The 25,486-nt window shown below is 62.8% G+C and carries 19 protein-coding genes; 4 read left to right on the top strand and 15 right to left on the bottom strand.

Annotated elements, in window-relative coordinates; genetic code table 11:
* Nucleotides 1–118 precede the first annotated feature (118 nt).
* Together treS and glgB are read left to right on the top strand one after the other, a co-directional pair.
* Entirely contained in the window at nucleotides 119–3,463 is a 3,345-nt protein-coding gene (treS, locus tag BLU85_RS05170; RefSeq protein WP_092199182.1) for a maltose alpha-D-glucosyltransferase, read from the top strand.
* 11 nt (nucleotides 3,464–3,474) lie between these two features.
* The gene (gene glgB / locus BLU85_RS05175) at nucleotides 3,475–5,709 is read left to right on the top strand and encodes a 1,4-alpha-glucan branching protein GlgB (protein WP_092199179.1); all 2,235 of its coding nucleotides are present in this window, start codon (nucleotides 3,475–3,477) and stop codon (nucleotides 5,707–5,709) included.
* A 157-nt stretch (nucleotides 5,710–5,866) separates the two neighbouring features.
* Here the strand turns inward: glgB and gudD are convergent, their stop codons facing one another.
* Together gudD and BLU85_RS05185 are read right to left on the bottom strand one after the other, a co-directional pair.
* The gene (gene gudD / locus BLU85_RS05180; protein WP_092199176.1) at nucleotides 5,867–7,210 is read right to left on the bottom strand and encodes a glucarate dehydratase; all 1,344 of its coding nucleotides are present in this window, start codon (nucleotides 7,208–7,210) and stop codon (nucleotides 5,867–5,869) included.
* A 27-nt stretch (nucleotides 7,211–7,237) separates the two neighbouring features.
* On the bottom strand, nucleotides 7,238–8,584 hold the full coding sequence (locus BLU85_RS05185) for an MFS transporter (protein WP_092199173.1): 1,347 nt from the start codon (nucleotides 8,582–8,584) through the stop codon (nucleotides 7,238–7,240).
* Nucleotides 8,585–8,920: 336 nt separating this feature from the next.
* Here BLU85_RS05185 and BLU85_RS05190 point away from each other — a divergent pair, with 336 nt between their 5' ends.
* Nucleotides 8,921–9,634 carry a FadR/GntR family transcriptional regulator gene (locus BLU85_RS05190; RefSeq protein WP_092199170.1) on the top strand — a complete coding sequence of 238 codons (714 nt, stop codon included), beginning with the start codon at nucleotides 8,921–8,923 and terminating at the stop codon, nucleotides 9,632–9,634.
* A 170-nt stretch (nucleotides 9,635–9,804) separates the two neighbouring features.
* Here the strand turns inward: BLU85_RS05190 and BLU85_RS05195 are convergent, their stop codons facing one another.
* Nucleotides 9,805–10,743, bottom strand: coding sequence for an alpha/beta hydrolase (locus BLU85_RS05195; protein WP_256326594.1), 939 nt, complete (start codon nucleotides 10,741–10,743; stop codon nucleotides 9,805–9,807).
* Between the two features lie 161 nt (nucleotides 10,744–10,904).
* Here BLU85_RS05195 and BLU85_RS05200 point away from each other — a divergent pair, with 161 nt between their 5' ends.
* Nucleotides 10,905–11,447 carry a hypothetical protein gene (locus BLU85_RS05200; RefSeq protein ID WP_092199167.1) on the top strand — a complete coding sequence of 181 codons (543 nt, stop codon included), beginning with the start codon at nucleotides 10,905–10,907 and terminating at the stop codon, nucleotides 11,445–11,447.
* Nucleotides 11,448–11,508: 61 nt separating this feature from the next.
* Here the strand turns inward: BLU85_RS05200 and BLU85_RS05205 are convergent, their stop codons facing one another.
* The 12 genes from BLU85_RS05205 to BLU85_RS05260 form a co-directional block, all read right to left on the bottom strand.
* Nucleotides 11,509–12,300, bottom strand: a complete 792-nt coding sequence (locus BLU85_RS05205; RefSeq protein ID WP_092199165.1) for a ChbG/HpnK family deacetylase — start codon at nucleotides 12,298–12,300, stop codon at nucleotides 11,509–11,511.
* A complete protein-coding gene (locus BLU85_RS05210; protein WP_092199162.1) occupies nucleotides 12,272–13,450 on the bottom strand; it encodes a GNAT family N-acetyltransferase in 1,179 nt (392 codons plus the stop codon). The genes BLU85_RS05205 and BLU85_RS05210 overlap by 29 nt, the downstream gene beginning before the upstream one ends.
* Nucleotides 13,451–13,455: 5 nt before the next feature.
* Nucleotides 13,456–14,145, bottom strand: coding sequence for an N-acetyltransferase (locus BLU85_RS05215; RefSeq protein ID WP_092199159.1), 690 nt, complete (start codon nucleotides 14,143–14,145; stop codon nucleotides 13,456–13,458).
* Nucleotides 14,146–14,225: 80 nt separating this feature from the next.
* Nucleotides 14,226–14,915, bottom strand: coding sequence for a GNAT family N-acetyltransferase (locus tag BLU85_RS05220; RefSeq protein WP_092199156.1), 690 nt, complete (start codon nucleotides 14,913–14,915; stop codon nucleotides 14,226–14,228).
* Nucleotides 14,912–16,861: a hypothetical protein gene (locus BLU85_RS05225; RefSeq protein ID WP_256326595.1), complete on the bottom strand. Its 1,950-nt coding sequence runs from the start codon at nucleotides 16,859–16,861 to the stop codon at nucleotides 14,912–14,914. The genes BLU85_RS05220 and BLU85_RS05225 overlap by 4 nt, the downstream gene beginning before the upstream one ends.
* Before the next feature lie 161 nt (nucleotides 16,862–17,022).
* Nucleotides 17,023–18,327, bottom strand: a complete 1,305-nt coding sequence (locus BLU85_RS05230; RefSeq protein WP_092199153.1) for a lipopolysaccharide biosynthesis protein — start codon at nucleotides 18,325–18,327, stop codon at nucleotides 17,023–17,025.
* Nucleotides 18,324–19,328 carry a polysaccharide deacetylase family protein gene (locus BLU85_RS05235; protein ID WP_092199150.1) on the bottom strand — a complete coding sequence of 335 codons (1,005 nt, stop codon included), beginning with the start codon at nucleotides 19,326–19,328 and terminating at the stop codon, nucleotides 18,324–18,326. Before BLU85_RS05235 ends, BLU85_RS05230 begins: the two co-directional genes overlap by 4 nt.
* A gap of 12 nt (nucleotides 19,329–19,340) precedes the next feature.
* Nucleotides 19,341–20,477, bottom strand: coding sequence for a glycosyltransferase family 2 protein (locus BLU85_RS05240; RefSeq protein WP_092199147.1), 1,137 nt, complete (start codon nucleotides 20,475–20,477; stop codon nucleotides 19,341–19,343).
* Nucleotides 20,470–21,429 (bottom strand): glycosyltransferase, encoded by a 960-nt coding sequence (locus tag BLU85_RS05245; protein ID WP_092199144.1) that lies wholly within the window; start codon nucleotides 21,427–21,429, stop codon nucleotides 20,470–20,472. The genes BLU85_RS05240 and BLU85_RS05245 overlap by 8 nt, the downstream gene beginning before the upstream one ends.
* Nucleotides 21,426–22,796, bottom strand: coding sequence for an O-antigen ligase family protein (locus BLU85_RS05250; RefSeq protein WP_092199141.1), 1,371 nt, complete (start codon nucleotides 22,794–22,796; stop codon nucleotides 21,426–21,428). Before BLU85_RS05250 ends, BLU85_RS05245 begins: the two co-directional genes overlap by 4 nt.
* Entirely contained in the window at nucleotides 22,793–23,896 is a 1,104-nt protein-coding gene (locus BLU85_RS05255) for a glycosyltransferase family 4 protein (protein WP_092199138.1), read from the bottom strand. Before BLU85_RS05255 ends, BLU85_RS05250 begins: the two co-directional genes overlap by 4 nt.
* Nucleotides 23,893–25,485 carry a GumC family protein gene (locus BLU85_RS05260; protein ID WP_092199135.1) on the bottom strand — a complete coding sequence of 531 codons (1,593 nt, stop codon included), beginning with the start codon at nucleotides 25,483–25,485 and terminating at the stop codon, nucleotides 23,893–23,895. Before BLU85_RS05260 ends, BLU85_RS05255 begins: the two co-directional genes overlap by 4 nt.
* Nucleotide 25,486: the final 1 nt, after the last annotated feature.

The raw sequence follows: 25,486 nt of genomic DNA on the forward strand, positions 1-25,486 counted from the left end.
GGGGGCGAGGCGCCTGTATCGCGAGCAAGCTTTGCTCCCACAAAGCGCAGGCCTCACCCCATAAAAAGACCGCTCAAGCCTGTATCCCGCGGCTTTAATGAATTATCAGGAGTTGCAAATGGCGAAGAAACCCCGGTCTGCCACCTTTATCAAGGATCCGCTCTGGTACAAGGACGCGGTGATTTACCAGGTCCACGTTAAATCCTATTTCGACTCCAATAACGACGGGATCGGCGATTTCCCCGGCCTGATCGAGAAACTCGACTACATCGCCGACCTGGGCGTCAACACCATCTGGTTGCTGCCGTTCTATCCTTCCCCCCGGCGCGACGACGGTTATGACATCGCCGAATACCGTGGCGTCAGCCCCGACTACGGCACCATGGCCGATGCGCGGCGGTTCATCGCCGAAGCCCACAAGCGCAACCTGCGGGTCATCACCGAGCTGGTCATCAACCACACTTCGGACCAGCACCCCTGGTTCCAGCGCGCGCGCAAGGCCAAGCCGGGTTCGAAGGCGCGGGACTTCTATGTCTGGTCCGATGACGACCACAAGTACGACGGCACGCGGATCATCTTCCTCGACACCGAAAAGTCCAACTGGACCTGGGACCCAGTGGCGGGCCAATACTTCTGGCACCGTTTCTACTCCCACCAGCCCGACCTCAACTTCGACAACCCGCAGGTCATCAAGGCCGTGTTGTCGGTGATGCGCTACTGGCTGGACATGGGCATCGACGGCCTGCGCCTGGACGCCATCCCTTACCTGATCGAGCGCGACGGCACCAACAATGAAAACCTGCCCGAGACCCATGACGTCCTGAAACTGATCCGTGCCGAAATCGACGCCAACTATCCTGACCGCATGCTGCTGGCCGAAGCCAACCAGTGGCCGGAAGACACCCAGTTGTACTTCGGTGATGTCGACGCCCAAGGGATGAACGGTGACGAATGCCACATGGCTTTCCACTTCCCGCTGATGCCGCGCATGTACATGGCACTGGCCCAGGAAGACCGTTTCCCGATCACCGACATCCTGCGCCAGACCCCGGAGATCCCCGCCAATTGCCAGTGGGCGATTTTCCTGCGCAACCACGATGAATTGACCCTGGAGATGGTCACCGACAAGGAGCGCGACTACCTGTGGAATTACTACGCGGCCGACCGTCGGGCGCGCATCAACTTGGGGATTCGCCGACGCCTGGCGCCGCTGGTGGAGAGCGATCGGCGTCGCGTGGAGTTACTCAACAGCCTGCTGTTGTCGATGCCCGGCACGCCGACGTTGTACTACGGTGATGAAATCGGCATGGGCGACAACATCTACCTGGGCGACCGCGATGGCGTGCGTACGCCGATGCAATGGTCCATCGACCGTAACGGCGGCTTCTCCCGCGCCGACCCGGCCAGCCTGGTGCTGCCGCCGATCATGGATCCGCAGTACGGCTACCAGTCGGTCAACGTCGAGACTCAGGCCGGCGACCCGCATTCGTTGCTCAACTGGACCCGGCGGATGCTGGCGGTGCGCAAGCAGTCCAAGGCCTTTGGCCGGGGCACGCTGAAAATGCTCTCGCCCAGCAACCGCCGGATCCTGGCTTACACCCGCGAATACACCGGCCCCGACGGCAAGCACGAAATCATCCTGTGCGTGGCCAACGTGTCCCGCAGCGCCCAGGCCGCCGAACTGGACCTGTCGGTCTACGCCGGCATGGTTCCGGTGGAGATGCTCGGTGGCAACGCGTTCCCGCCCATCGGCCAGTTGAACTTCCTGCTGACCCTGGCGCCGTACGGTTTCTATTGGTTCGTCCTGGCGGCGGAAAACCAGATGCCGAGCTGGCACGTGGAACCGGCCCAGAGCCTGCCGGACTTCACCACCCTGGTACTGAAAAAACGCCTGGAAGAATTGCTCGAGGCGCCATCGCGCACCACGCTGGAGCAAACCATCCTGCCGAGCTGGTTGCAGAACCGGCGCTGGTTCGCCGGCAAGGACAGTGCGATCGAGAAGGTCGACATTGTCTATGGCGTGCGCTTCGGCGATCCGCAGCGCCCCGTGCTACTCAGTGAAATCGATGTCACCAGTGGCGGCCAGACCCTGCGTTATCAGTTGCCGTTCGGCTTGCTCGCCGAAGACCAGGTCGGTGCGGCCTTGCCGCAGCAGCTGGCCTTGTCGCGGGTACGTCGGGGGCGTCAGGTGGGATTGATCACCGATGCATTCAGCCTGGAAAGCTTCGTGCGCGCCGTGCTGCACAGCATGCAGACCGCCACGGTGCTGCCACTTGCCGAAGGTGAGTTGCGCTTCGAGCCGACCGAAGGCCTGGCGGCATTGAACCTGGGAGACGAGCCGGAGGTTCGCTACCTGTCCGCTGAACAGTCCAACAGTTCGGTGGTGGTGGGGGGGAGTCTGGTACTCAAGCTGATCCGCAAGGTGGCCTCGGGCGTGCACCCGGAACTGGAAATGAGCGCCTACCTGACCGCCGCGGGTTTCAGCAATATTTCACCGCTGCTGGGTTCGGTGGTTCGCCGCGATGCTGAAGGTGAAGATGCCTTGCTGATGATCGCCCAGGGCTACCTGAGCAATCAGGGCGACGCCTGGGAGTGGACCCAGAACAACCTCGAACGCGCCTTGCGCGATGAGCTGGCGGACGCCGTGTCCGAGCAGGAGCAGCATTACAACGCCTTGGGCGAACTGAAGGATTTCGCCGGCATGCTCGGCCAGCGCCTGGGAGAAATGCACCGGGTACTGGCCCAGGCTACCGACGACCCGGACTTCGCGCCGCAGGCCACCAACGCCAAGGAAGCCCAGGCCATCGGCAAGGACGTGGCCGGCCAGGTGGAAAACGCCTTGCGTCTGCTCAAGCAGAACCAGAGCCAATTGAACCCCGCGGACCAGGCCATGGTCGCACGTTTGTTGGAGCACAGGAAAACCGTCCTGGCCCATGTCCAGGCGTTGGCCGGCAAGGCCGTCGGTGGCTTGCGTATCCGCGTCCATGGCGACCTGCATCTGGGCCAAGTGTTGGTGATCAAGGGCGACGCCTACCTGATCGATTTCGAAGGTGAGCCGGCGCGGCCATTGCATGAACGACGGGGCAAGCACAGCCCATACAAGGACGTCAGCGGCGTGTTGCGTTCCTTCGATTATGCGGCGGCCATGGCGATTCACTTGAATACCGTCGACAGCACGGCCGATGCCGATGCGGCGCGGCAACGGGTCGCCGAGCGTTATTTGAAAGAGGCCCGCCGGGCATTTGTCGAGGCATATCGGCTGGCGGCAGCTAGTCTTGCCCATGAGTGGAAGGATGCTGAAGGCGAAGACGCCGCGCTGGCGTTGTTCGGCCTGGAGAAGGCGGCCTATGAAGTGGCCTATGAAGCCGAGAATCGCCCCGCCTGGCTGCCCGTGCCGTTGCACGGTCTGGTCGGGTTGTTGAGTGGGCTGCAACCCTTTTCCGACTTAGCCGGACCGATTTAGTGGAGAGAATCATGAGCGTCTCGAACAAAGAACCCCAGGGGCAGGCCAATGAATCCTTGTTGCCGGCCCTCCATGACATCGACGCGCTGGTGCGCGCCGAACATCACGATCCGTTTTCCATCCTGGGTCCCCATGGCGACGGCGCCGGCGGCCAGTTCATCCGCGCCTACCTGCCTGGCGCCTTGAGCGTGCATGTGCTGGCCCGGGAGGGCGGCGAAGAACTGGGGGAACTGCAACCCACCGAAACCCCGGGATTGTTCGTCGGCCATTTCGATCGCGCCCAGGCGTACTTGCTGCGCACCCGTTGGGCCGGCGGCGAGCAGGTTGCCGAAGACCCGTACAGCTTCGGCCCATTGCTGGGGGAGATGGACCTCTACCTGTTCGCCGAGGGCAATCACCGCGACCTCAGTTCCTGCCTCGGTGCACAGCTGACCACCGTCGACGGTGTCGAGGGCGTGCGCTTCGCCGTGTGGGCACCGAATGCACGACGCGTCTCGGTGGTGGGGGACTTCAACGTCTGGGACGGGCGCCGGCATCCGATGCGCATCCGTTATCCATCCGGCGTGTGGGAGATCTTCATCCCGAGGCTTGGCCCCGGTGAAGGTTACAAATATGAAATCCTCGGCGCCCACGGCATCCTGCCCCTCAAGGCCGACCCGGTGGCGCTGGCCACGCAGATGCCGCCGGACACGGCGTCGAAAGTCGCCTCGCCCTTGAAGATCGAGTGGCAGGACGACGAGTGGATGCAGAGTCGTCGCGAACGCCAGCTACCGGGCGCGCCCTTGTCGATCTATGAGTTGCATGCCGGCTCCTGGCAGTGCGAAATCGACGAAGCGGGCGAGGTGGCCCGGCAATACAACTGGCATGAAATGGCCGAGCGGCTGATTCCGTATGTCAGGGATCTGGGCTTCACTCACATCGAGCTGATGCCGATCATGGAACACCCGTTCGGCGGCTCCTGGGGCTATCAGCCGCTGTCGCAATTCGCGCCAACGGCACGCTTCGGATCGCCCGACGATTTCGCCGCGTTCGTCAACGCCTGTCACCAGGCCAATATCGGCGTCATCCTCGACTGGGTGCCGGCGCATTTCCCCACCGACACCCACGGCCTGGCCCAGTTCGATGGCACCGCGCTGTACGAATACGGCAACCCGCTGGAGGGTTTCCACCAGGATTGGGACACGCTGATCTACAACCTGGGCCGCACCGAAGTGCACGGTTTCATGCTGGCTTCGGCGTTGCACTGGCTCAAGCATTTCCACGTCGATGGCCTGCGGGTGGATGCCGTGGCCTCGATGTTGTACCGCGACTATTCGCGCAAGGCCGGCGAGTGGGTGCCCAACCGCCACGGCGGTCGGGAAAACCTCGAAGCCATCGATTTCCTCCGGCACCTCAACGATGTGGTGGCGCTGGAAACCCCTGGTGCGCTGGTCATCGCCGAAGAGTCCACCGCGTGGCCGGGGGTCAGCCAGAGTACCCAGCAGGGCGGCCTGGGTTTTGCCTACAAGTGGAACATGGGCTGGATGCACGATTCGCTGCACTACATCCAGCAAGACCCGGTGTACCGCGCCCATCACCATAACGAACTGAGTTTCGGCCTGGTGTATGCCTGGTCCGAACGTTTCGTACTGCCGATTTCCCACGACGAAGTGGTCCATGGCAAACGCTCGCTGATCGACAAGATGCCCGGTGACCGCTGGCAGAAATTCGCCAACCTGAGGGCCTACCTCAGCTTCATGTGGGGCCATCCCGGCAAGAAGCTGTTGTTCATGGGGTGCGAGTTCGGCCAATGGCGCGAGTGGAACCACGACCAGCAGTTGGATTGGTACCTGCTGCAATACCCTGAGCACCGGGGTGTGCAGAAGCTGGTGAGCGATCTGAACCGGCTGTACCGCGAAGAACCGGCGCTGCATGACCAGGATGATGCGCCCCAGGGCTTCCAGTGGCTGATTGGCGACGATGCGCTCAACAGCGTCTACGCCTGGCTGCGCTGGAGCAAGGAGGGCAAGCCGGTGCTGGTGGTTGCCAACTTCACCCCGGTGCCGCGCGAGGCCTACCGGGTCGGCGTGCCGTTCGCCGGTCGTTGGGTGGAATTGCTCAACAGCGACGCCGACACCTACGCCGGTTCCAACTACGGCAACGGCGGCGGCGCCTTCACCGAAGAGGTGCCCAGCCATGGCCAGGCCCTGTCGCTGGAACTGAACCTGCCGCCGTTGGCGGTGTTGATCATGCGGCCGGAGGGTTAGGTTTTACAAAAGCCTGAAGGCGAACGATGACGGTGGCGCTCATGAATCCAAATGTGGGAGCGAGCTTGCTCGCGATAGCGGAGTGTCAGTCGACAGCAATGTGGCTGACCCACCGCCATCGCGAGCAAGCTCGCTCCCACAAGGGATATCGGTCGCTTTAACGAACCAGGCACGGCTGCTTGTTGTTGAACGTCCAGCCCGGAATCAGGAACTGCATCGCCACCGCATCGTCCCGCGCCCCCAGGCCCATGCCTTTGTACAACTCATGGGCCTTGGCCAATTGGTCGAGGTCCAGCTCGATCCCCAACCCCGGTTTTTTCGGCACCTGTACGCAGCCGCCCTGGATCTGCAAGGGCGCCTTGGTCAGTCGCTGGCCGTCCTGCCAGATCCAGTGGGTGTCGATGGCGGTGATGTCGCCCGGTGCCGCGGCGGCCACGTGGGTGAACATCGCCAGGGAAATGTCGAAGTGGTTGTTGGAGTGCGAGCCCCAGGTCAGGCCCCACTCGTTGCACATCTGCGCTACCCGCACGGAACCCTGCATGGTCCAGAAGTGCGGGTCGGCCAGGGGAATGTCCACGGACTGCAAGGTGATGGCGTGACCCATCTCGCGCCAGTCGGTGGCGATCATGTTGGTCGCAGTCTTGAGGCCCGTGGCGCGGCGGAATTCGGCCATGACCTCGCGCCCCGAATAGCCGTTCTCGGCACCGCAAGGGTCTTCGGCATAGGCCAGCACGTTGTGTTGGTCACGGCACAAACGGATCGCTTCCTTGAGTGACCAGGCGCCGTTCGGGTCCAGGGTGATGCGTGCCTGGGGAAAACGTTCGGCCAATGCCGTGACCGCTTCGATTTCTGCGTCGCCTTGGAGCACGCCGCCCTTGAGCTTGAAGTCCTGGAAGCCATAGCGGGCCTGGGCCGCTTCGGCCAGGCGGACCACGGCGTCGGCGTCCAGGGCCTTTTCGTGGCGCACGCGGAACCAGTCGTTGTCGGCGTCCGGTTCGCTGCGATAGGCCAGGTCGGTCTGCTGGCGATCACCGACATAAAACAGGTAGCCGAGCATCTTCACTTCGTCGCGCTGCTGGCCTTCGCCGAGCAGGGCGGCGACCGGTACGTCCAGGTGTTGGCCGAGTAGATCCAGCAGCGCCGCTTCCAGGCCAGTGACCGCGTGGATGGTGATGCGCAGGTCGAAGGTCTGCAGGCCACGGCCGCCGGCATCGCGGTCGGCGAAGGCCTGGCGGACCGTGTTGAGGATCTTCTGGTACGTGCCGATGGGGCTGCCGACCACCAGCGAGCGGGCGTCTTCGAGGGTCTGGCGAATGCGCTCGCCGCCGGGCACTTCGCCTACGCCGGTGTGGCCGGCGTTGTCCTTGAGAATGACGATATTGCGGGTGAAGAACGGACCATGGGCGCCGCTGAGGTTCAGCAGCATGCCGTCATGGCCGGCCACGGGCACGACCTGCATGCTGGTGATGATCGGGGCTTTGCGGGTTTCAGGAATACTCATCTGTACTTATCCTTGGCAATCGAATGATCAGAGGTGGCTGGTGGCCGGATCGGACGGCGTCGTCACGGCTTTGGGCTTAGGCGTGTTGCGTGCGGCAAACACGATGATCGCGGCAATGATCGAGGTGGCCGCCAGGCCATAGAGGCCGCCCTGGATCGAGCCGGTGTGCTCTTCCAGCAGGCCGAACGTAGTCGGGGCGACGAACCCGCCGAGGTTGCCCACCGAGTTGATCAGGGCAATCACCCCGGCGGCGATCCGGGCGTCCAGGTAAGCCTGGGGAATCGGCCAGAACAACGACGATGCCGATTTGAAACCCAGGGCCGCGAAGCAGATGGCGACGAAGGCGAAAATCGGTCCGCCGGTGGTAGACATGAACATCCCGGCCGCCGCGATCAACAGGGCTGCGGCGACCCAGGCCTGCTGGAATTTCCACTTGGCCGACAGCGAGGCGAAGGCGTACATGCCGACGATGGACAGCAACCACGGGATCGAATTGAACAGCCCGACCTGAATGTCGCTCAGTTCGCCCATTTTCTTGATGATGCTCGGCAGCCAGAACGTGGCGGCATAGATCGTCAATTGAATGAAGAAGTAGATCAGGCAAAACAGGATGATCTGGCGGTCCTTGAGCAACTGGCCGATGGACAGTTTGATCGGCGAGGCGGCTTCCCGTGCCCGCTGCTCATCGTCGATGGCCTTGACCAGCACATCCTGTTCTTCACGGCTCAGCCATTTGGCGTCATGGGGCTTGGAGTCCAGCCAGAACCAGACGAAGACGCACAGGCAGACGGAAAACATCCCTTCGATGAAGTACATCCACTGCCAGCCGTGCATGCCCAGGCCGTTGATTTGCAGCAGCAGCCCCGACAGCGGGCCGGAGATCAGCGACGCAATGGCTGAACCGCTGAGGAAGATGGCGATGGCTTTGCCACGCTCGACGCCGGGCAGCCAGCGGGTGAAATAGTAGATCACCCCCGGGAAGAACCCGGCTTCGGCCACGCCCAGCAAAAAGCGCAGGATGTAGAAGTGGGTTTCGTTCTGGATGAAGGCCATGGCCGCCGCCACCAGGCCCCAGGTGAGCATGATGCGGGTCAGCCAGATGCGGGCGCCGATGCGTTGCAGGAGGATATTGGACGGGACTTCGAACAGCGCGTAGCCGACGAAGAACAGGCCGGCGCCTAAGCCGTAGGCGGCGGCACCGATCCCCAGGTCGTGCTCCATGTGGGCACGGACGAAGCCGATGTTCACGCGGTCGATGTAGTTGACGATAAACATGATGACGAACAGCGGCAGGATGTGGCGCTTGACCTTGGAAATGGCCGACAGCAGCACCGGATCCGCGCCGGCATTCGCCTTGGGGCTGGATGTGTTCACTGGTTTTTCTCCCACTCGTTATTTTTATGCGGGGCATCGTGCAAGTGCCGATGTTGATAGACATCATACAACTTGATTTTTTTGGATGACAAGCGGTTTTTCAGCATCATTGGATTAGGTGAATGGCGTTTTTATGCCGTATTTGTTGGGGATGTCCGGCTATTGTGATTTTATCCAGCGTCTGTCTGGCTTGCGCGAAGCCGTTTTTTAAAGGGGTGATTTTTGCTCCGATGGGTTGATCTTGAGTGTTGTCATACAAGTTGATGGCTTGACGATGAGATTTCCGACGTCGGCTGGTGATACGATCAGTCAGCCTGTTTTCAAGGAACCCCGGCGATGCCGCAAGACACCGACGCGCCCCTGCGCAAGCGTACCCATAACCTGGCCCATGACCTGGTGACGAAGCTGAGCCAGAGCATCTTGCTGGGGCAGTTGAAACCGGGTGAGAAGCTGCCATCGGAAGGTGCCATCGTGCAGGCCCATGGCGTCAGCCGGACGGTGGTGCGCGAGGCGATTTCCAAGTTGCAGGCTTCGGGGCTGGTAGAGACCCGCCACGGCATCGGCACCTTCGTGCTGGCGCAAACCGGCGAGCCAGGGTTGCGCCTGAATGTCGACACCGCCGCGGGGGTGCGGGCGATCCTGGAACTGCGCCTGGGCCTGGAGACCCAGGCCGTCGCCTTGGCGGCCCAGCGCCGCAGCGAACCCCAGTTGCAGCAGATGCGCCAGGCGCTGGATGACTATCAGCGGTTGTCCAACAACAACGACAGCTGTGTCGAAGCCGACCGGCGTTTCCATCTGCTCATCGCCGAAGCCACGGACAACGCCTGTTTTGTCGAAATCATGCAGCACCTGGGCAGTGCGATGATTCCCCGGACCCGCGTGAACGTGGCCGAGCGCGGCCAGGCCGATCTCAGCAAGCTGGCGCAGTTGGCCAACCTTGAGCACGAGGCGATCTTCAACGCGATCAAGCGCCAGGACCCGGACGCCGCCCGCGCCGCCATGTGGCTGCACCTGACCAACAGCCGTGATCGGTTTGGCGCGGGATCCTGACGGTTCATCGTCGCCTGACCCACTGCCATCGCGAGCAAGCTCGCTCCCACCGTTTTTTTCGAGGTGTTCTCAACGGTGGGAGCGAGCTTGCTCGCGATGGCGGCGGCACACCCAACATTCCATCACTGACCCACCGCTTCCCACAGCAGAGGCGTGGATATTTCCGTGGGTCAGCCCGCTTTGGCCGGGCCGGTGGGGGCGTTTCCGGCCATGGGGGCGGGGGCGCTTTTCATCAGGGCATCCAACGCCTGCCGGTAGTTTTTGCCCGCCAGGCTCATGCTGTTGTTATGCGTCGCCCCGGGCACCAGCAGCAGGCGCTTGGGTTCCCGGGCGGCGTTGAACAGTTGCTCACTGAAGCGTGGCGGCACGTAGCCGTCGGCGGCGCCATGGACAATCAGCAGCGGCATGTTGATCTCGCCGATCTTGTCGATGGAGTCGAACTTCTGCGACAGCAACCAGCGCACCGGCAGGGATGTATTCGCCATCGCGGTGGCGACATCGCCCAGGGAGGTGAACGTGGATTCGATCACCAGGCCCCGGACCTGGGCTTTGCCATCTTTCGCTGCCTGCTGACCGAGCTGCGCAGCGAGATCCACCGCGACGGCGCCGCCCAAGGAATGACCATAGATCAGCCGCAGGCTTGGGTCCGGTTGCAGCGCTTCGAGATGCTCCCAGGCGATGCGCGCATCTTCATAGACACTCGCTTCCGATGGCAGATCTCCCTGGCTTTTGCCAAAGCCCCGGTAGTCGATGGCCAGCACCGAATAGCCCAGCGCCCGCAGTTGCTGGATACGAAACAACTGGCCAGTCAAATTCCAGCGCACACCGTGCAAATACAGGATGGCCGGTGCATTCTTGCGTTCGGCCGGCCACCACCAGCCGTGGATGTTTTCCCCGGCCTTGAAGCTTTTTGGCTTGAGATCGAACTCCTGCACGCCGCTGGGCAGCCCACTGAACCAGCTCGCCGTCCCCGGTTCGATGCGAAAGACCAGTTCACGCTCCTTATGCTGCAACACGGCACAGCCCACCGGCAGGCCGACCATCAATGCGCCCATGCACAGCCAGGCCAACCAGCGGCGTTTCAGGCCGGAAAGTAAGAGTGAAGACATCGATGCCCTTCGCTATTCGAAACCAAAGATGCCTTGTAGCAGATTCTCCGAAAACGGCGCAGGGATTTGCGACTGTCATTCGTCCGAAGCGCACTTTTCGGTGCTGGAAAATCCCCAACCCCTGTGCCTTACTCCCTATTCCTTCAGGGGAGGACAACGCGATGCGACGTAGAAGCGCACAGTATTGGCTCTGGGTTAACAGCCGGCTGCCGGGCCGCGACCACGAAGAACTATTGGAGGACGGCACGCAAGTCGAGGTCCAGGCGCGGATCAATCTCCAGGGCATGACCCAGGTTTTTGTCGGTGTCCATCGGCCGAGCGCGCAGGTGTGGGTCGAGGAATTCTACGACCGTACCTTGCATGAACCGCTGGCCCAGGCGTTGGAGTGGGGCCTGGACCGGGCGCGGGATATCATTGCCGGAGAGACGTGTTTCAGGGCTCCCCACAAGATCCAGATGACCCTCGGGCCGTTGATCCAGGACGAATGTGCCCTGGCCCTGCGGCGCATGGACATGAGCGATGAAGAAAGACGCAGTCTCAAGGCCCGGGATGCGTGGAGCGAATACGTCAGCGCCAAGGAGGCCATGCTGGCGCTGATGCGTTCACCCCGGGTAGATGCCAACGTCTGGGAGGCGCAGAAGCGTCGGTTGCGCGAGGCCATCGATCGCCGTGCTTCGCTGGTGGGGGTGTGCTGCGGTGATTGAGAATCTTGTGGGGGAGGGAATGAATCCCCTCCCCACGATCAAGCCTCTATGGCAGGGGGCGTTACGCATCCTCAAGCTGAACCAGCTCGAACGTCCGCTCAGTGTTGCCATACCCCACCTTCGGTACCCCCGCCAGGCGCTGATGCAGCACCTGGGTCAACGAGCAGCCAGGAGCCAGGTAGGTGTCGCCGAAATCCCCATCCAATTGCACTGGATGAACAATCACTTCCAGCAAACCATGGTCCGGTGCTGCGGCGTGCTGCAAGTCGGCTGGCGTGCAGACATAGTCGGCCGTCGCGCCGCACAGACGACGCAGGCGGCGGTTGAGTAAGGTCTTGAAGATGCGCTTGGGGACATTCAGGTTTGGTCCGAGGTTGCGCGCCAGGCGAATGGGGACATCTTGCCGCGCAGCGAAGCGCGCCACCAATGCTCCGATGGGCCAGATGTTATGTACGTGCTGATGGGAGTCGAGGTGACTTGGGCGCAATCCGTGGTCCAGGCAACGTTGCCATTGCGCCTGCAGTTCGTCCTGTATTGCGGCGAGGTCCTTTGAGCCCAGATGCAGGCAATAGCGTGACAGGCTGAAGGCGAACTGGCCGTCCCCATCGCAAAACGCCGGGCGCGACTGTATGGCCTGGCTCAATGGCTGCCCATGGCTGAGATTGAAATGCAGGCCGATGCGCCCTTTGAGCCGGGGCAGTCGGGCCAGTACACACGCCTGTTCGAAGCCCGGCATATTGGCCATGACGGTGGCGGAACTGATCACCCCTGCTTCGAAGGCTCGAACGATTGTCGCGTTTTCGCTGAAACACAACCCGAAGTCGTCAGCGTTGATGATCACTTGGCGGGGCATGCGAGGTCTCCTGTTCCTTGGGGATAGAGGGGGAATCTGTCGCCATGGTTTTTTGGGGAGGGTGTTTGCGAACCCAGGGTTTAAGACTTTTCCAGAGTCGCAAGGCGAGCCCGAGGATCAGGCCATCGGGTTGCCAGGAATAAAAACTCCAACGCCAGTGTTCCAGTTGTCCGGTCATGCGTTCGTGTAACTGATGGCTGGAGTTCTCCAGGCTGACCCGTGATGCATCGATCCAGCGCCAGTTCTCGTCCAACCCCCAACGAATCCACTCCTCGAGCAATACCCGGCCGCTGCCCAGGTCGGCGTGCTGCGGCAGGAACGCCAGGTTGTAGTCATACAATCGGCCTTGGTCCAGCAGGCCGAGGCGATAGCTGATGCATTCACCGTTCAGCTCCAGCATCACCACCCGCACCTGTCCTTGGGCGGCGAGAGCGGTAAAGGCATGGTTCATCCATTGCCGGCGCCTGGGGTCGGCGAAGATGCCGACACCTTCCTCGCCTTTCCAGCTGGCGGCCTCGACGTCGGCCAAGGCTCGCAACAGCTGTCCGATGCTGATGGCGTCCGGCGTCACTCGGCGGATTTCGGCACCGCAAGCGGCGATCCGCTTGCGCGCCCGACGCAGCTTGTAGCGTGGATCGCCAGAGACTTCCTGATGATCACTGTCGCTGATCAAGTGCACTGGAACCCGGCAGCTGAGTCGCCGCTCTCCGGTGGAACTCAGTGCCATCCAGGCACTAAGGACGCTTTGCTCGCCGACCGGCTCCACCACTTCATTGAGTTGCAACATCGCGTGGGGCACCTGCTGACGGATCTGCATCAGTGCCTGGCCCATGCCCTCGGCATCCAGGCGCACCAGCAGGGCGATGCGGTCGGCCAAGGGGTAACCCAAGTGATGCAACACCCGGAACCGCAGTCCGCCGATACGCTCATGTCCCGAAACCAGGGGCAGGCATAGCGACAAGTCCTGGTCCTGCCAGCCCAGTAACACATGCAATTGCTGATCAGGCAAGAGGGCAAATTCCGCCGCTTGCAGCCAGGCCAGGGTGTTGAACGGCGTTGCGTCGGCCACCTGGGTTCGCAGCTGTTCATAAGCTGATACAGGAAAGTCCTCCGCGCCCAGGGAGCGACACCATTGGAACCGGATGGTCATGGACGTCAGGCCGCCGCAGTGGATGGAACCGGCTTGGCCGGTTTACGAAAGGAGTCCAGTATCGAGCCGGTGTAGAACGAGTCACGGAAAAAACGCCAGCGACCGAACAAGCAATGCATATGGGTGATCTGGCCGCGCTCCTGATAGTCCATGCGCAGGTGCAGCTTGACGGCTGGAATGTTGCTCAGCTCGAAGACGTCGACCACTTTGTTGCAACCCTGCTCGGCCATGGCTTTCCACAGATCCAGCTGGAAATCCACCGATAGCTGGGTTCCCCAGTAAGCGCGGTACAGCTCACCGCCGAACTCGAAGAACTCGCCCGGTTTGACCGGGAACCAGCAGCGAAAGAAATGGCGGTCGAAATAGTCCCGTGTACTGCCCCAGATGAAAGCGACGGTGTTGCCCTTGTCGTCCAGGTACATGAGCCCGGTGTGGCCTTCGGCAGCCAGTTCGCGCATGGTCTCGACGCGGTCGCCAAAGTACCTGGCGAAGGCATCGGCATTACTGGTGGTAATGATTTCCCGGCGCAACGGCGTATAGGGCCTGAGGTTGTTGGGCCGTATCGGGCTGACCAGGTCGCGCTCCATCCACACCAGTTGTTCGTGGAAATACACGTAGTGCCTGCACAGCTGGTTTAGAACGGCGCGCAGACCTTTTTTCCGAATGCGATCACGCAATTTTTGCAGAACGTTCATGGTGCCTCCTGGCGGGGGCCGGTTGGGGAAAGACCCCATCGCGAGCTTGCTCGCGATGGGGAGTTGGATTGCCATGGACATCAGGCCGGCGCAGTCGATGCAAGCGGCGGGGTCGGTTTACGAAAGGCGTTCAGTGCCGAGCCGCGGTAGAACGCATCGCGGAAAAACCGCCAGCGACCGAACAGGCGATACACGTGGGTGATCTTGCCGCGCTCCTGGAAGCCCATGCGCAGGTGCATCTTGATCGCCGGGGTGTTTTGCAAATCGCAGACATCGACCATCGTGTCGCAGCCGTTGTCCGCCATGATTTTCCACATTTGCAACTGCATGTCCGCCGACATGCTGGAACCCCAGTAGGCGCGGATCATCTCGCCACCGAACTGAAAGTACTCGCCAGGCTTGATCGGGAAGTTGCAGCGATAGAAATGGCGGTCGAAATAGTCTCGCGTGCTGCCCCAGGCGAAACCCACGGTGTCGCCCTGAGCATCCAGGTACATCAAGCCTGTGTAGCCTTCGGCCGCCAGCTCGCGCATGGTTTCGACGCGGTCGCCGAAGTGCCGGGCAAAAGCATCGGCATTATCGACTGTGATGAACTCCAGGCGCATCGGTGGGTAGGGCTTGAGGTTATGCGGGGGGAGTGGGGTCCGCACATCGTGCTCCAGCCACACCAGTCGGGTGTGGAAAAACACGTAGCGCCTGAACAGCTGTTTGAGAACGGCGCGCAGGCCTTTTTTCTGAATGCCATCACGTAATGCTTGCAGAACGCTCATGGTGCCTCCTGACGGGTGGCGGGTTGGGGGGAAGAGAGGGCGGTCCAGCCGAGGGCAAACACGGTTTCCCCTGGCAGGAGAAAACGGATCTGCCCGGCTTCGCAGTTGAACGGGGCGCTGCGGCTTTGGTTGTCAGGGCCGAAATACACTAGCTCTGCATGCGCCTGGGGGCAGGATGCGCCGTCCAGGCTGACCTGTTGCGGGCGCGTGCTTTTGTTCACGCCCAGGAGGCTGCGTCTCGCGTCGGAGGCCATGGCCAGCACGTCGACTTCGAAGGCGTCGTTATCCAGGCGTAGTACCTGGTTGAGCCAATGCTGTTGGATGAACTGCTGGGCCAGCCCCGCCGGCTTGAGTTCGAAGTGCTGGTTGTCCAGCACCCGCACCATGCCTTTGGGGTACTCGGTTTCGTCGGCGAGCATGAACCAGTTGAGCATGTCCAGCCAGCCGTCGGCCGAGGCGTTGATGACCACGGATGTCCACCACAGGGCCGCGTAGTGGGTTTCCTGATCGTAGGGGCTCAGGCTTGAGCCGCTGGACATGTTGGTCTGGTCCAGCAGTAAGGTTTTGCGCGGACGGCCCTGGCTATTCAATCCCACAAGGTGGGCAGCCTGACGAACGCTATGGCGATAGACCCGCGTTGCCAGCAGGTCGCGGATCATCCATTCGTGCCAGGCCAGGGCGTCGATCTGGTCGTCGGACGTCGCCAGTAGACGCCGTGCCCAGTCGATCCCGCGCTTGTCAGCGGCATTTTCGGTGAGGGGGCCGTTGGTGAACCGGGAGCTGGCCGGCATGGCGATGCGGACACCGGCACGTGCGTTGGCAGGATCGGCGCGGACCTGGGCAGCCATGCTTTGGAACACTTGCTGGAAACTGGCGAACCCTGGGTAATTGAGGTTCGGCTCATCGGCGAAACTGAGGTAGTGGACACCTTTGCCGCCCAGGGCGCGGGTCGCCTTGAGCCAGGCTTGCAAACCGTTGATGCTGACACGGTCGGCCTGCAGGTCGGCCTTGCGCGCGCTACCAGCCAGCAGGGTGATGTCGCGGGTGATGCCGAAGTGGTCCTGGTACAGGCGCCGAAACTGATTTTCATAGTCCGGCCTGCCTGCGGTGATGTCGACCATGCTGTAGTAGCTGGCGGCCTGGGGCTTGATGGCTTCGATCACCGGGTAGGCCGATGGCGGGGGCATGACGTAGGGTAGGTAGACCCCCAGTTTCGGGGTTGTTCCCAGGACATTGCCATAGAGTTTCAGGCGCGCCTGCCCTGGGTCCTGGCGCAGCGGTTGCAGATGCTCTGGGTTTTGGGCGAACAGGTTCGCCGTGCCATCCAGCCAGAATGCCGCCTTGCCGTTGCCCTGCAATTGCAGGCGCCAGGTTTGCTCGACATTGGCGACGGGCAGGGCGACTTGATCGAACTGCCCATAGACCGGATACGGCTTGAGGTTCAACTGCACCTGTTTGCCGTCGGCGACGCGCCGGGCTTGCAGGCTGCGCACGCCGCCGTGGAACTTGCCCGCCAGCACGGCCTGTTCGCCGGGGGCGACCTTGAAATACAGCTCATCGCCGTCGTGGGTTTCGGCATTGAAATGTACTTTGGCAGGGGCGAACAGCGCCCGGGTATGGGCGTCGTGCTCGACGGTGTAGCGGCGGAAACTGTAGCCGGGAATTTCCAGGCGATAGCTGGCGGCCCCCGGCAGCAAAGGCCACTGCTGCTCGCCACGTTCCTGGGCGGCCTTGATCAGGCGTTCACCCACCAGGCGCCCCTGGCCGTCGAGCAGGTACAGGTGTTCTGTGTTGGCGTCGGCCTGCCAGGCGGGTACCCAGCGCACGGTCACGTAATCCGGGCGGTCGGTCTGCAAGTACAGGCTGCCGTCGCGGATGCCGGTCCATTGCATGGCCGCGCCATGGGCCAACAAGGCCAGGCCCCAGAGGCACAGGCCGGCAGCCATTTTCCACCCATGCCGTACTGGCCCCATCGCGAGCAAGCTCGCTCCCACAGAGGACAGCATATTCACCATGGATGCAAGCTGATCCACCACCTTCACAAGGACAACCCCGCACCCTGTGGGAGCGAGCTTGCTCGCGATGGCGGTCTGGCGGGCAACCATGCTCATGCCGATTTCCCCAGCAGCATCTGGCGCATCGGCAGCAAGTCGCTGGGCAGGATGATCAGTGTCTGCCACAGCGCCACGCCGCTGAGGCGGCAGTACATCGCCAGCAGTGCCAGGGTCACGCCCAGGTAGGCGATTGATGACGCGGCGGCGGCGCCGACGATGGCGTAGCGGGGAATCAGGATCAGGTTCAGCGCCAGGTTCAGCAGCGCGCCCACGCCCATCAGCAGCGACACCGTGCCGGGTCGGTCCTTGCCCAGCAGATCCAGGCGCAGGATGCTCGCGTAGCACAGCCCGAACAGCCCTGGCAGCAATGCCAGCAAGGCGGGGTAAGCCGGTTGGTAGGCGACACCGAACAGGGTGACGATCAGCCATTCGCCGATCAGCGCCATGCCCAGGCACGCGCCGAGCATCACCGTGGCGGTCAGGCGCAGGGCCAGGGGGGTCAGGCGCTGCATGTCGCTGTCTTGCTGCAGCAGGCGTTTCATCAGTGGCGTGGTGACGGCTTCCGGCACGATCAGCAGCAGTTCGGCAGCGGCGCTGGCCATCGCGTAGTGACCCAGGGCGGTGCTGCCCAGCAGGGCGCCGATGAACAGGTAGTCCGAGCGCAGTATCACTTGCTGGAACAACAGGTCCGGGTGGCTGCGGGCGCTGTAGCGCAACAGTTCGTTCTGTCGGCTGCGATCCCAGCGCAGGGTGACCACATGATCGCGGCGCAACCACATCCAACCGGCCAGCACCACCAGGCTCAGGCCTGCCAGCCAACTGATCAACGCCGCTTCCAGTGCCGTGTCTTTCCACATCCAGAACAGCGCGATAAACAACAGCAGGGGCGCCAGGGATTCCAGCAGGCGCAAGGCATTGAAGGCGCCTACGCCACCGGAGGCGTTGTGCAGCGTCAGCAGGCCACTTTTGAGCACGGTCAACGGCACGGCCAGCAACAGCAGCCAGGCGAGCAACCCCAGTTGCGTGGTGATGTCCAGTTCGCCGCCGAACTCGCGCACCAGCGCCACCACCAGCAAGGTCAGCAGCCCGGCCAGCAGGCAACCGAACACCAGCACCTGGCTGAGTAACAAACCCATTGAACGCTGCTGCGCCGCCTGATAACCCACGGCGGAATTCAGGCCGCCGCTGGTGGCGGCGCTGATCAGGTCCGGCAGGGTGCTGAGCAAGGCAAACAACCCCCGTTCGCTGGGCCCGAGAATCCGTGCCAGCAGCACATTGCGCAGCAGGCGCAGGCCGATCATCGCCAGGCGCGTGCCCATGCTCAGAGCCAGGTGCTTGAGGTAATGGGCGCGGCTCATGGGCGTGTCCCTCGGCGAATGCGCCAGGCTAGCAATTCAGGATGTTGGGCATTGCGCTGACTGACGCCGAAGCGCGGCAGATTCAAGGGGTCGCCGTCGTTGCGATACAGCCCCGCCTCGGTGCCCAGGGCGAAGGTGAAACCGTGGGCCGCCACCTGCTGGCGCACGCGGGCATCGTGATCGCCGTTGGGGTAGCAATACACCGGCAAGGGCTGTGCGCAACCGTTTTCCAGGGCCGTCCAACTGCGCGTCAGTTCTTCGTGCAGGCGCTGGTCGTCCAGCCCGGTCAGAATCGCGTGGCTGGCACCATGGGGGCCGAAGCGGATCAGGCCGGAATCTTCGAGCATGCGCACCTGGGACCAGTCCAGGGCCTGAGGTTGGGAACCCTGCGGGCAGGCGTCGGTGAGTTCGCTCAAGGTACTAGGATCGAGGCTCTTGAGGCTTTGCAGGTAATGCAGCAACGCGAGGCTGCGACGCTCGTCGTCGATGTCATCGAGCAGCACCGGCAACGGGCGGCCGGCGTGCTGCAAGTGCTCGATCAACGAATGCCGCGCCACCTGGCCATGGCTGCCCCACAGGGTCTCGCCAATGCTTTCCCACCAGAAGTGCTGGCGACTGCCGATGAAATCGGTGGACAGGAAAATGCTCGCCGGCACCTGGTATTGGCGCAGCAACGGAAAGGCGTTCATGGCGTTGTCGCGCCAGCCGTCGTCGAAGGTCAAGGCCACCCGCGGGCGGTTCGGGACGCTTTCCGGATCAGCCAGCAACAAGCTCATCAGCGGCACACACTCGAAATGCCGTAGCAGCCAGGTCAGCAAGTGTTCAAACGCGTCGGGCCCCACGCACAGCTCGTTGCGGTGGGGCAGTTCGGCGGCGCGGTCGTTGTTCAGTACGCGATGCAGCATCAGGATCACGCCAGCACCACGCAGGGGGTGGCGGCCCAGGGACGTGTTCAGGTACAGCCAGCCGCCGGTGCGCTTGAAGACTTGTTTGATCGACATCGGCTCTTCTCCTTAGCGATTCTGCTCGGGGTTCCATTGGCTGTAGCGATGACCCCGCAGGAACTGCCAGAGCCCGATGCTCATGCCCGCCAGCGTCACCAGCACGAACGCGGCCAAGCGAAAGGGTCGGGGCAAACGGTGGTCGGCATCCATCAAGCCGATCAGTGCCATGGCGTAGCCGAACAACTGTGCCAGCAGGCTCAGGCGGTAGAACGGATGGTCGTTCCACAGCCAGGCATTGCTCAGCAACAGGGGCAACAGCAACACCGGCGCCAGGCGGCGGATCAACTTGTGGCTGATCAGCCCGATGGCGTAGAGGCCATGACGCAGCGGGTTGAGCAGCTCCCGGCGTTGGGCCAGGCTCTGCAATCCGCCAACGGTGACTCGCTGGCGCCGGCGAAACTGCTTGTCGGCCTCGTCCACGCCCTGGTCGGTGACCCGGGCCAGAGGGGCATAGACGATGGATTTGCCGGCCGCTGGCGCGCAGGTACTGAGGAAGAAGTCGTCGTTGACCTGCGCCGGTATCGGCTGGAACAGTTCCCGGCGCAGGGCCAGCAAGGCGCCGTCAGCCGAGACCATGCAGCCGGTGCGGCTCTCCACCCGCCGCAACCAGCCTTCGTAATGGCGATACAGGCTGTCGCCCAGGCTCAGGCCCTTGCCCGGCACCGGGATTTCCATATGCCCGGCACAGGCGCCGACTTCCGGATCGCCCAGGGGCGCCAGCAGGTGGCCGAGGGTATCGACGGCCCATTGGTTGTCGGCGTCGGTGAACACCAGGATCTCGCCGCGGCTGTGGGCGACACCGGTATTGAGGGCGGCGGCCTTGCCCTGGCGCGGCAGGTCGAGCACGGTGATACGCGGGTCGCTCACCTTGCGCGCGCAAGCCACCGTGTCGTCGGTGGAACCGTCGCTGGCGAGGATGATTTGCAGTGAGTGCGCCTGGTAATCCTGAGCGAGCAAGGTGCGCAGTTTCTCTTCAATGTGCCGCGCCTCGTTATGGGCGGCGATGACAATGCTGACGTTCATCGGCAACACCCCCGTGTAGCGCCGGATCGGAAACAGCGGCACCAGCAGGCTCAGCATCAGGGGGTAACCGAGGTAGGCGTACACCGGCAACAACAGGCACGACCAATAAATGAATTCAGCCACGGGCAGGTCTCCTGACGTTCCAATGACACAGGTTGAGCAGCAAGGCGGCGCCGGTCAGGTGCAGGCGCACCCCATGCAAAGCCCACAATTGCAGGGTCAGGCGCGGGTCGCGCCGGCTCTGGCGCAGGCTCAGCAGCAGAGGCGGTAGCGCCGTGACCAGCAACAGCATCAGCGCCAGGCGCAACTGCCCCTGGAGCACCGCGAGCAAGGCCAGCAGGTCCAAGCACCAAGCGCCGATGGACAGGGCCGGGAAGCGCAGCAGGCGCAGGCTCGGGCCATGGCTGCGCAGCAATTGCAGATGACTGCCCTGGCGCCACAGTTCCTTGCTCATCCACTCGCGCCAACTGCCTTCGTAGCCCCAGTGCAGGGCCACGCTTTCGTTGACCAACAGCAATTGCGCGTCGGCCTGGCGCAGGCGCAGGGAAAAGTCCTTGTCTTCGCCGGTGCGCAGGGTTTCGTCGAAGCCGCCGACCCGCTCGAACCAACTGCGGCGCATCAACAGGTTGGCGCTGGGCAGCCACTGCACCCGATGCAAGAGGCGTGATCCCGGGCGTTGACTGCGGCGCTGCCAGGCTTCGGCGAACCACGGTGCCTGCCGGGGCGTGTCGAGGTCCAGGCCCAGTACGTCGCCCTGATTGCCCTCGAGTTCCAGCAACAGCTTGAACCCGTCGGCCGGCATTTCGATGTCGGCGTCGATGAACGCCAGCCAATCGCCGCTGGCGAGAGCCGCGCCGCGATTGCGCAGGGCGCCGATATGCACGCCCGGGACGATCAGCACCCGCGCGCCCAGCTCGTTGGCGATGCGCGGGCCATGGTCGTCGGAGCCGTTGTCCACCACGATCAACTCGCACGCCAAGCCTGCCTGGCGGGCTGCTTCCCGGGCCGCCTGCAGGGTCCGGCCGATGTGCCGGGCCTCGTTGTACATCGGGATCACAATGCTGACGCCACTCATGGACGAGCCTCCTGTGGCGCGGCGTGTTCGGCGTCGTAGCGCAACACGCTGGTGAGGGCGAGCATGATCCACAGCAACTTGTGGTTCGGCGCACTGAGAAACATCAAGAACAGCCCCAGCGACAGGAAACTCATGCCCAGGTGCGTCAGCAAGTCCGCCTGTTCCCAATCGCGGCGCTGCAACCAGAGCCGACGGGCGTGCAGCAGGTTGTACAGGCCAAGGCCAAGCATGCCGACGAACATCAGCCCGCCCGGCACGCCGATTTCGCTGAAGATTTCCAGGTAGGTGTTATGGGCCCGGCGATACAGGTCCCCCAGCTTGCGGTTGGCCGAGAACGCCTTGGCATAGCCGGTGGGCGCGTAGTGCAGGGGGAAGGTTCCGGGCCCTGACCCGAGTATCGGGTTCTCGCGGATCATCTGGCTGCCGACCAGGATGTACGAGGCGCGACGGCCCAGGGATTCGTCCTTGTGGGCATTGGTGCCGGCGCTGAGTATGCTCAACGACTGGATGCGTGCCACGTAGCCGGCGGGCATCACCGCGACCGCCAGGGGAATCATCAATGCCAGCCCGAGCATGGCGAAGCCCAGGTGCCGCGGACGGATGCGCGGCAGCTGTGCACGATAGTGGTACAAGCCGATCACGAGACTGAGCAACAGCACCACCAGTCCGGAACGTGACTCGGTCTTGGTCATGCCGCCCAGCAACAGGATGAAACCCCCGCTCCAGAACAATCGGTGCAACAGGTTCGGGCTGCGCAGTACCAGCCACAAAGCCAGCGGTACGGTGAACGCAATCAACAGCGCAAAGGCGTTGGGGTCCTCCAGCAGGCCGGAAGCGCGGCCCTGATCCTGATATTTGGCCGAGAACATCGCGAGCACGCATGTGGTGGAAACGCTCACCGTCATGAGGCGGGCGAACAGCTCCAGGTTCAGTTCACGACCGATCAGCAAGGTGATCACGAATAGAATCAGCCCCACCGTCAGCTCTCGCAGGTGGGTCAGGGACATGTCCATGTTTTCCGAGATCAACAGGCTCAGGCCGTACAGCATCATGAAGCCGATCAGAGGCTTCCAGATATTGCTGCGCAGGCGTGTCGCGGGAATCTGGTGCAGGGCCAGTTGCAGCATCAGGATCAGGATCAGCGCCAGGCCAAAGAACTTGCTGCCGGAAAACGCGTTGTCCTTGAACAGGCCTTCGAATGGCACCAGCGCGGCAATGCCCAACAGACCCCAGCCGGGCTTGCGGTACAGCGCGGCGACGCCGACCAGGCCGAGCACCGCGCCCGGCGCGAGGAACGGATAAGGGCTGGCCAGCAACACCAGGCACACCAGGCCCAGCAGGCTGATGATCGAGAGTGGGACAATCATGAGCGAGCCTCCCGTGCCGTGCGGATGTAAAGCTGCGACCAGCGTTCAGCCAGCGTGCGCAGGTCGTAGCGGTCCTGTTGGGTGCGGCGTGCGTTGTTGGCCAGGATCCGTGCCAGGGGCGGTTCGCTGAACAGCGTTTCGATCTGCGCCGCCAGGTCCGCACTGTCGGCCGGTGCCGCGAGCAGGCCGTTATGGCGGTCCTGCAACACGTCGGGTATGCCGCCGACGCCGAACGCCACCACTGGCACGCCGGCCTGCATGGCTTCGAGCAGAATCATCGGGGTGCCTTCGGTGCGCGAGCTGATCACCAGCGCGTCGAGGCGACTCCACCAGGCGTTCATGTCGGTCTGGTAGCCGGGTAATTCGATGCGCGTGGGCAGCCCGGCGTCGGTGATGCGTTTGAGCAGCGCCTGGCGTTCCGGGCCATCGCCGAGCATCACCGCGTGCAGCGACGAATGCCGCTGGCACAGGGGGATCATGGCGTCGAGGAACAAATCCGGGCCTTTCTCGCTGCTCAAGCGGCCGACATAGCCGACCCGCCAGTGCTGCTCGTCGTCGCGGTGGGCCAGCGGCGCGGTGACCGCCGGCAGACCGTTGGGAATCACGTCGAGTTTTTCCGCTCGCACGCTGGCCCGGCGGTGCAGCGTGGCGATGCTTTCGGCCACGCAGACCACTCGCTTGACCGAGGCGGTGCGGCACAGTTGCAGGCTCAGCCAGGTGTAGAAACGCTGCTTGGGGCTGCGCGGCGTGAAGCCATGCTGGGTGATCACCAGCGGCAGGCGCAGCAGTGTGGCGGCCGACCAGCCGAACAACAGCCCTTTGAAATTGTGGGTGTTGATCAGCGGTCGCTCGTCCCGGCGCTGGCGCAGGTGCTGCAACAGTTCGGCCCAACTGGCGCAGTGATGGCAATCGACCCCAGCCTGGCGAAAACGTGTGATCAAAGTCGGCGGCGCCGCCAGGAACAGCACTTGGTGCTGTCCGGGCGTTGCCAGGCAATGATCGAGCAGCATCCGCTCGGCCCCATAGAAGCCACCGCTGTCGAGCAGATGAATGATCGACAGGGGGCCGCTGTGGTGGGGCGGGTCGAACGGCGCGTTCAATTTCGCACCCAATGGACAAGGCTAGGCAGGCTCCAGTTGCGGTGCGGGTTGACCTGCTCGGGGGACTGTTCGTTGATCACCAGCAGCACCGGCACTTCCAACTGCCGGGTGATTTGCGCTGGGTGCTTGAAGCGGTGATCGAAGAACTCACGCACGTAGACCAGGGCGATCGCCAGCAGCAGGCCGCTGAACATGCCGAAGACAATGATCAGCATCGGCTTGGGAAAGGCCGCAGCGGTCGGTTCGAACGGCGGGCTCAGGACCCGGGCGTTGGACAGGTCGTTGTCCAGCGAGCGCGCGGTGCTGGCTTCGGCGAAGCGCTGGGCGTAGGTGGAGAAGGCCGCATGCAAGGCGTTGATCTCGGTGTCCATCTGCCGCAGCTTGCTTTGGGTTTCCTGCAACTGATGGATGCGCTCCTTGAAGGCGGCGATGCGTTCGACTTTCTGATTGATCACCGAACTGACCACCGCCAGATCGGTGGTGCGTTCCTGGATCCGGTTGTTGACCACTTTCAGGAACTGCTGGCGCGTGCGGACGATCTGTTCCCGGGCCAGCAGCATCGGTTCGCTGCTGGGCTGGAAGATCGCCAGGTCATTCATGTAGCGGCTGACCTGGCTGGTCAGTTGCTCGCCCAGTTGTTTGATCTCCCGGTCCTCGAAGGCAATGTTGTCCACGGTGGTGGTGAAGGTGAACGGGAAGGTGTAGTCGTTGAACCGGGAGCTGTTCGCCGCCGCCAGACTGGTCTTGAGGTAATCGAGCCAGCGTTGGCTTTGCAGCAGGCGATCCTGGTACAGGTTCAGGGCCTGTTCTTCGGTGTTGATGGCGTTCAGGCGGAAGGTGATTTCTTCCTTGGGATCGGACGAACCGATGTTTTCCAACAGCCCCAGCCGAGTACCTTCGAGGCCGTCGAGGCGGGTCTGGTATTGGGCTTTCTTCTGCTCATAGAAGGTCTGCGGCAGTTCGATCGATTGCAGGTCCTGGCGGCTGCTGAGATAGTTCTGCAGCAGTTGCGCCACGAACCGGGTGCCCTGGGCCGGGTCGCCGAAACTGTAGACGATGGAGATGACGTTGGAGCCGGGCAGGGTCTCGATCTTCAGGTTTTCGATGGCCTCGTCGGTCAGCGTATCGAGCACGGTGTCGCGCACCGGATCGACCTCCAGCCCCAGTCCATCGCGCAGCGGGTTGATGACGTACTCGCGCAGGGGCTGGGTGATGTACATCTTGAGCGGCTCGCTCACCCATTTGTTGAGAATACCTGGGCTTGGGGTGTAGTCGCCCTGGTCGCGCAGGGCACTGATGGTCTGCCGGATCAACGCCGGTGAGCGCAGGATATTGCTCTCGGTTTCCATGTCCGCCAGGGATGGCGGGATGAAGGTGGCGTTTTCCTGGTTCAGCGACGTGGTGGCGTCGCCCTGGGAGAGTTTTTTCGACTGGACGATCACCTGGGCGGTGATGTCGAAGCTCTGCTTGAGCATCAACGGCAGCACCAGGGCGATCACGGCGAAGATCAGGAAGACGCGCTTCACCCACTGCTTGTTGGCGAAGAAGATCCTGAAGAACTCGTGCAGATAGTTTTCCTTGGGGTTCATG

The organism is Pseudomonas sp. NFACC14 (assembly GCF_900106885.1).
Taxonomy (GTDB): Bacteria; Pseudomonadota; Gammaproteobacteria; order Pseudomonadales; family Pseudomonadaceae; genus Aquipseudomonas; species Aquipseudomonas fluorescens_AA.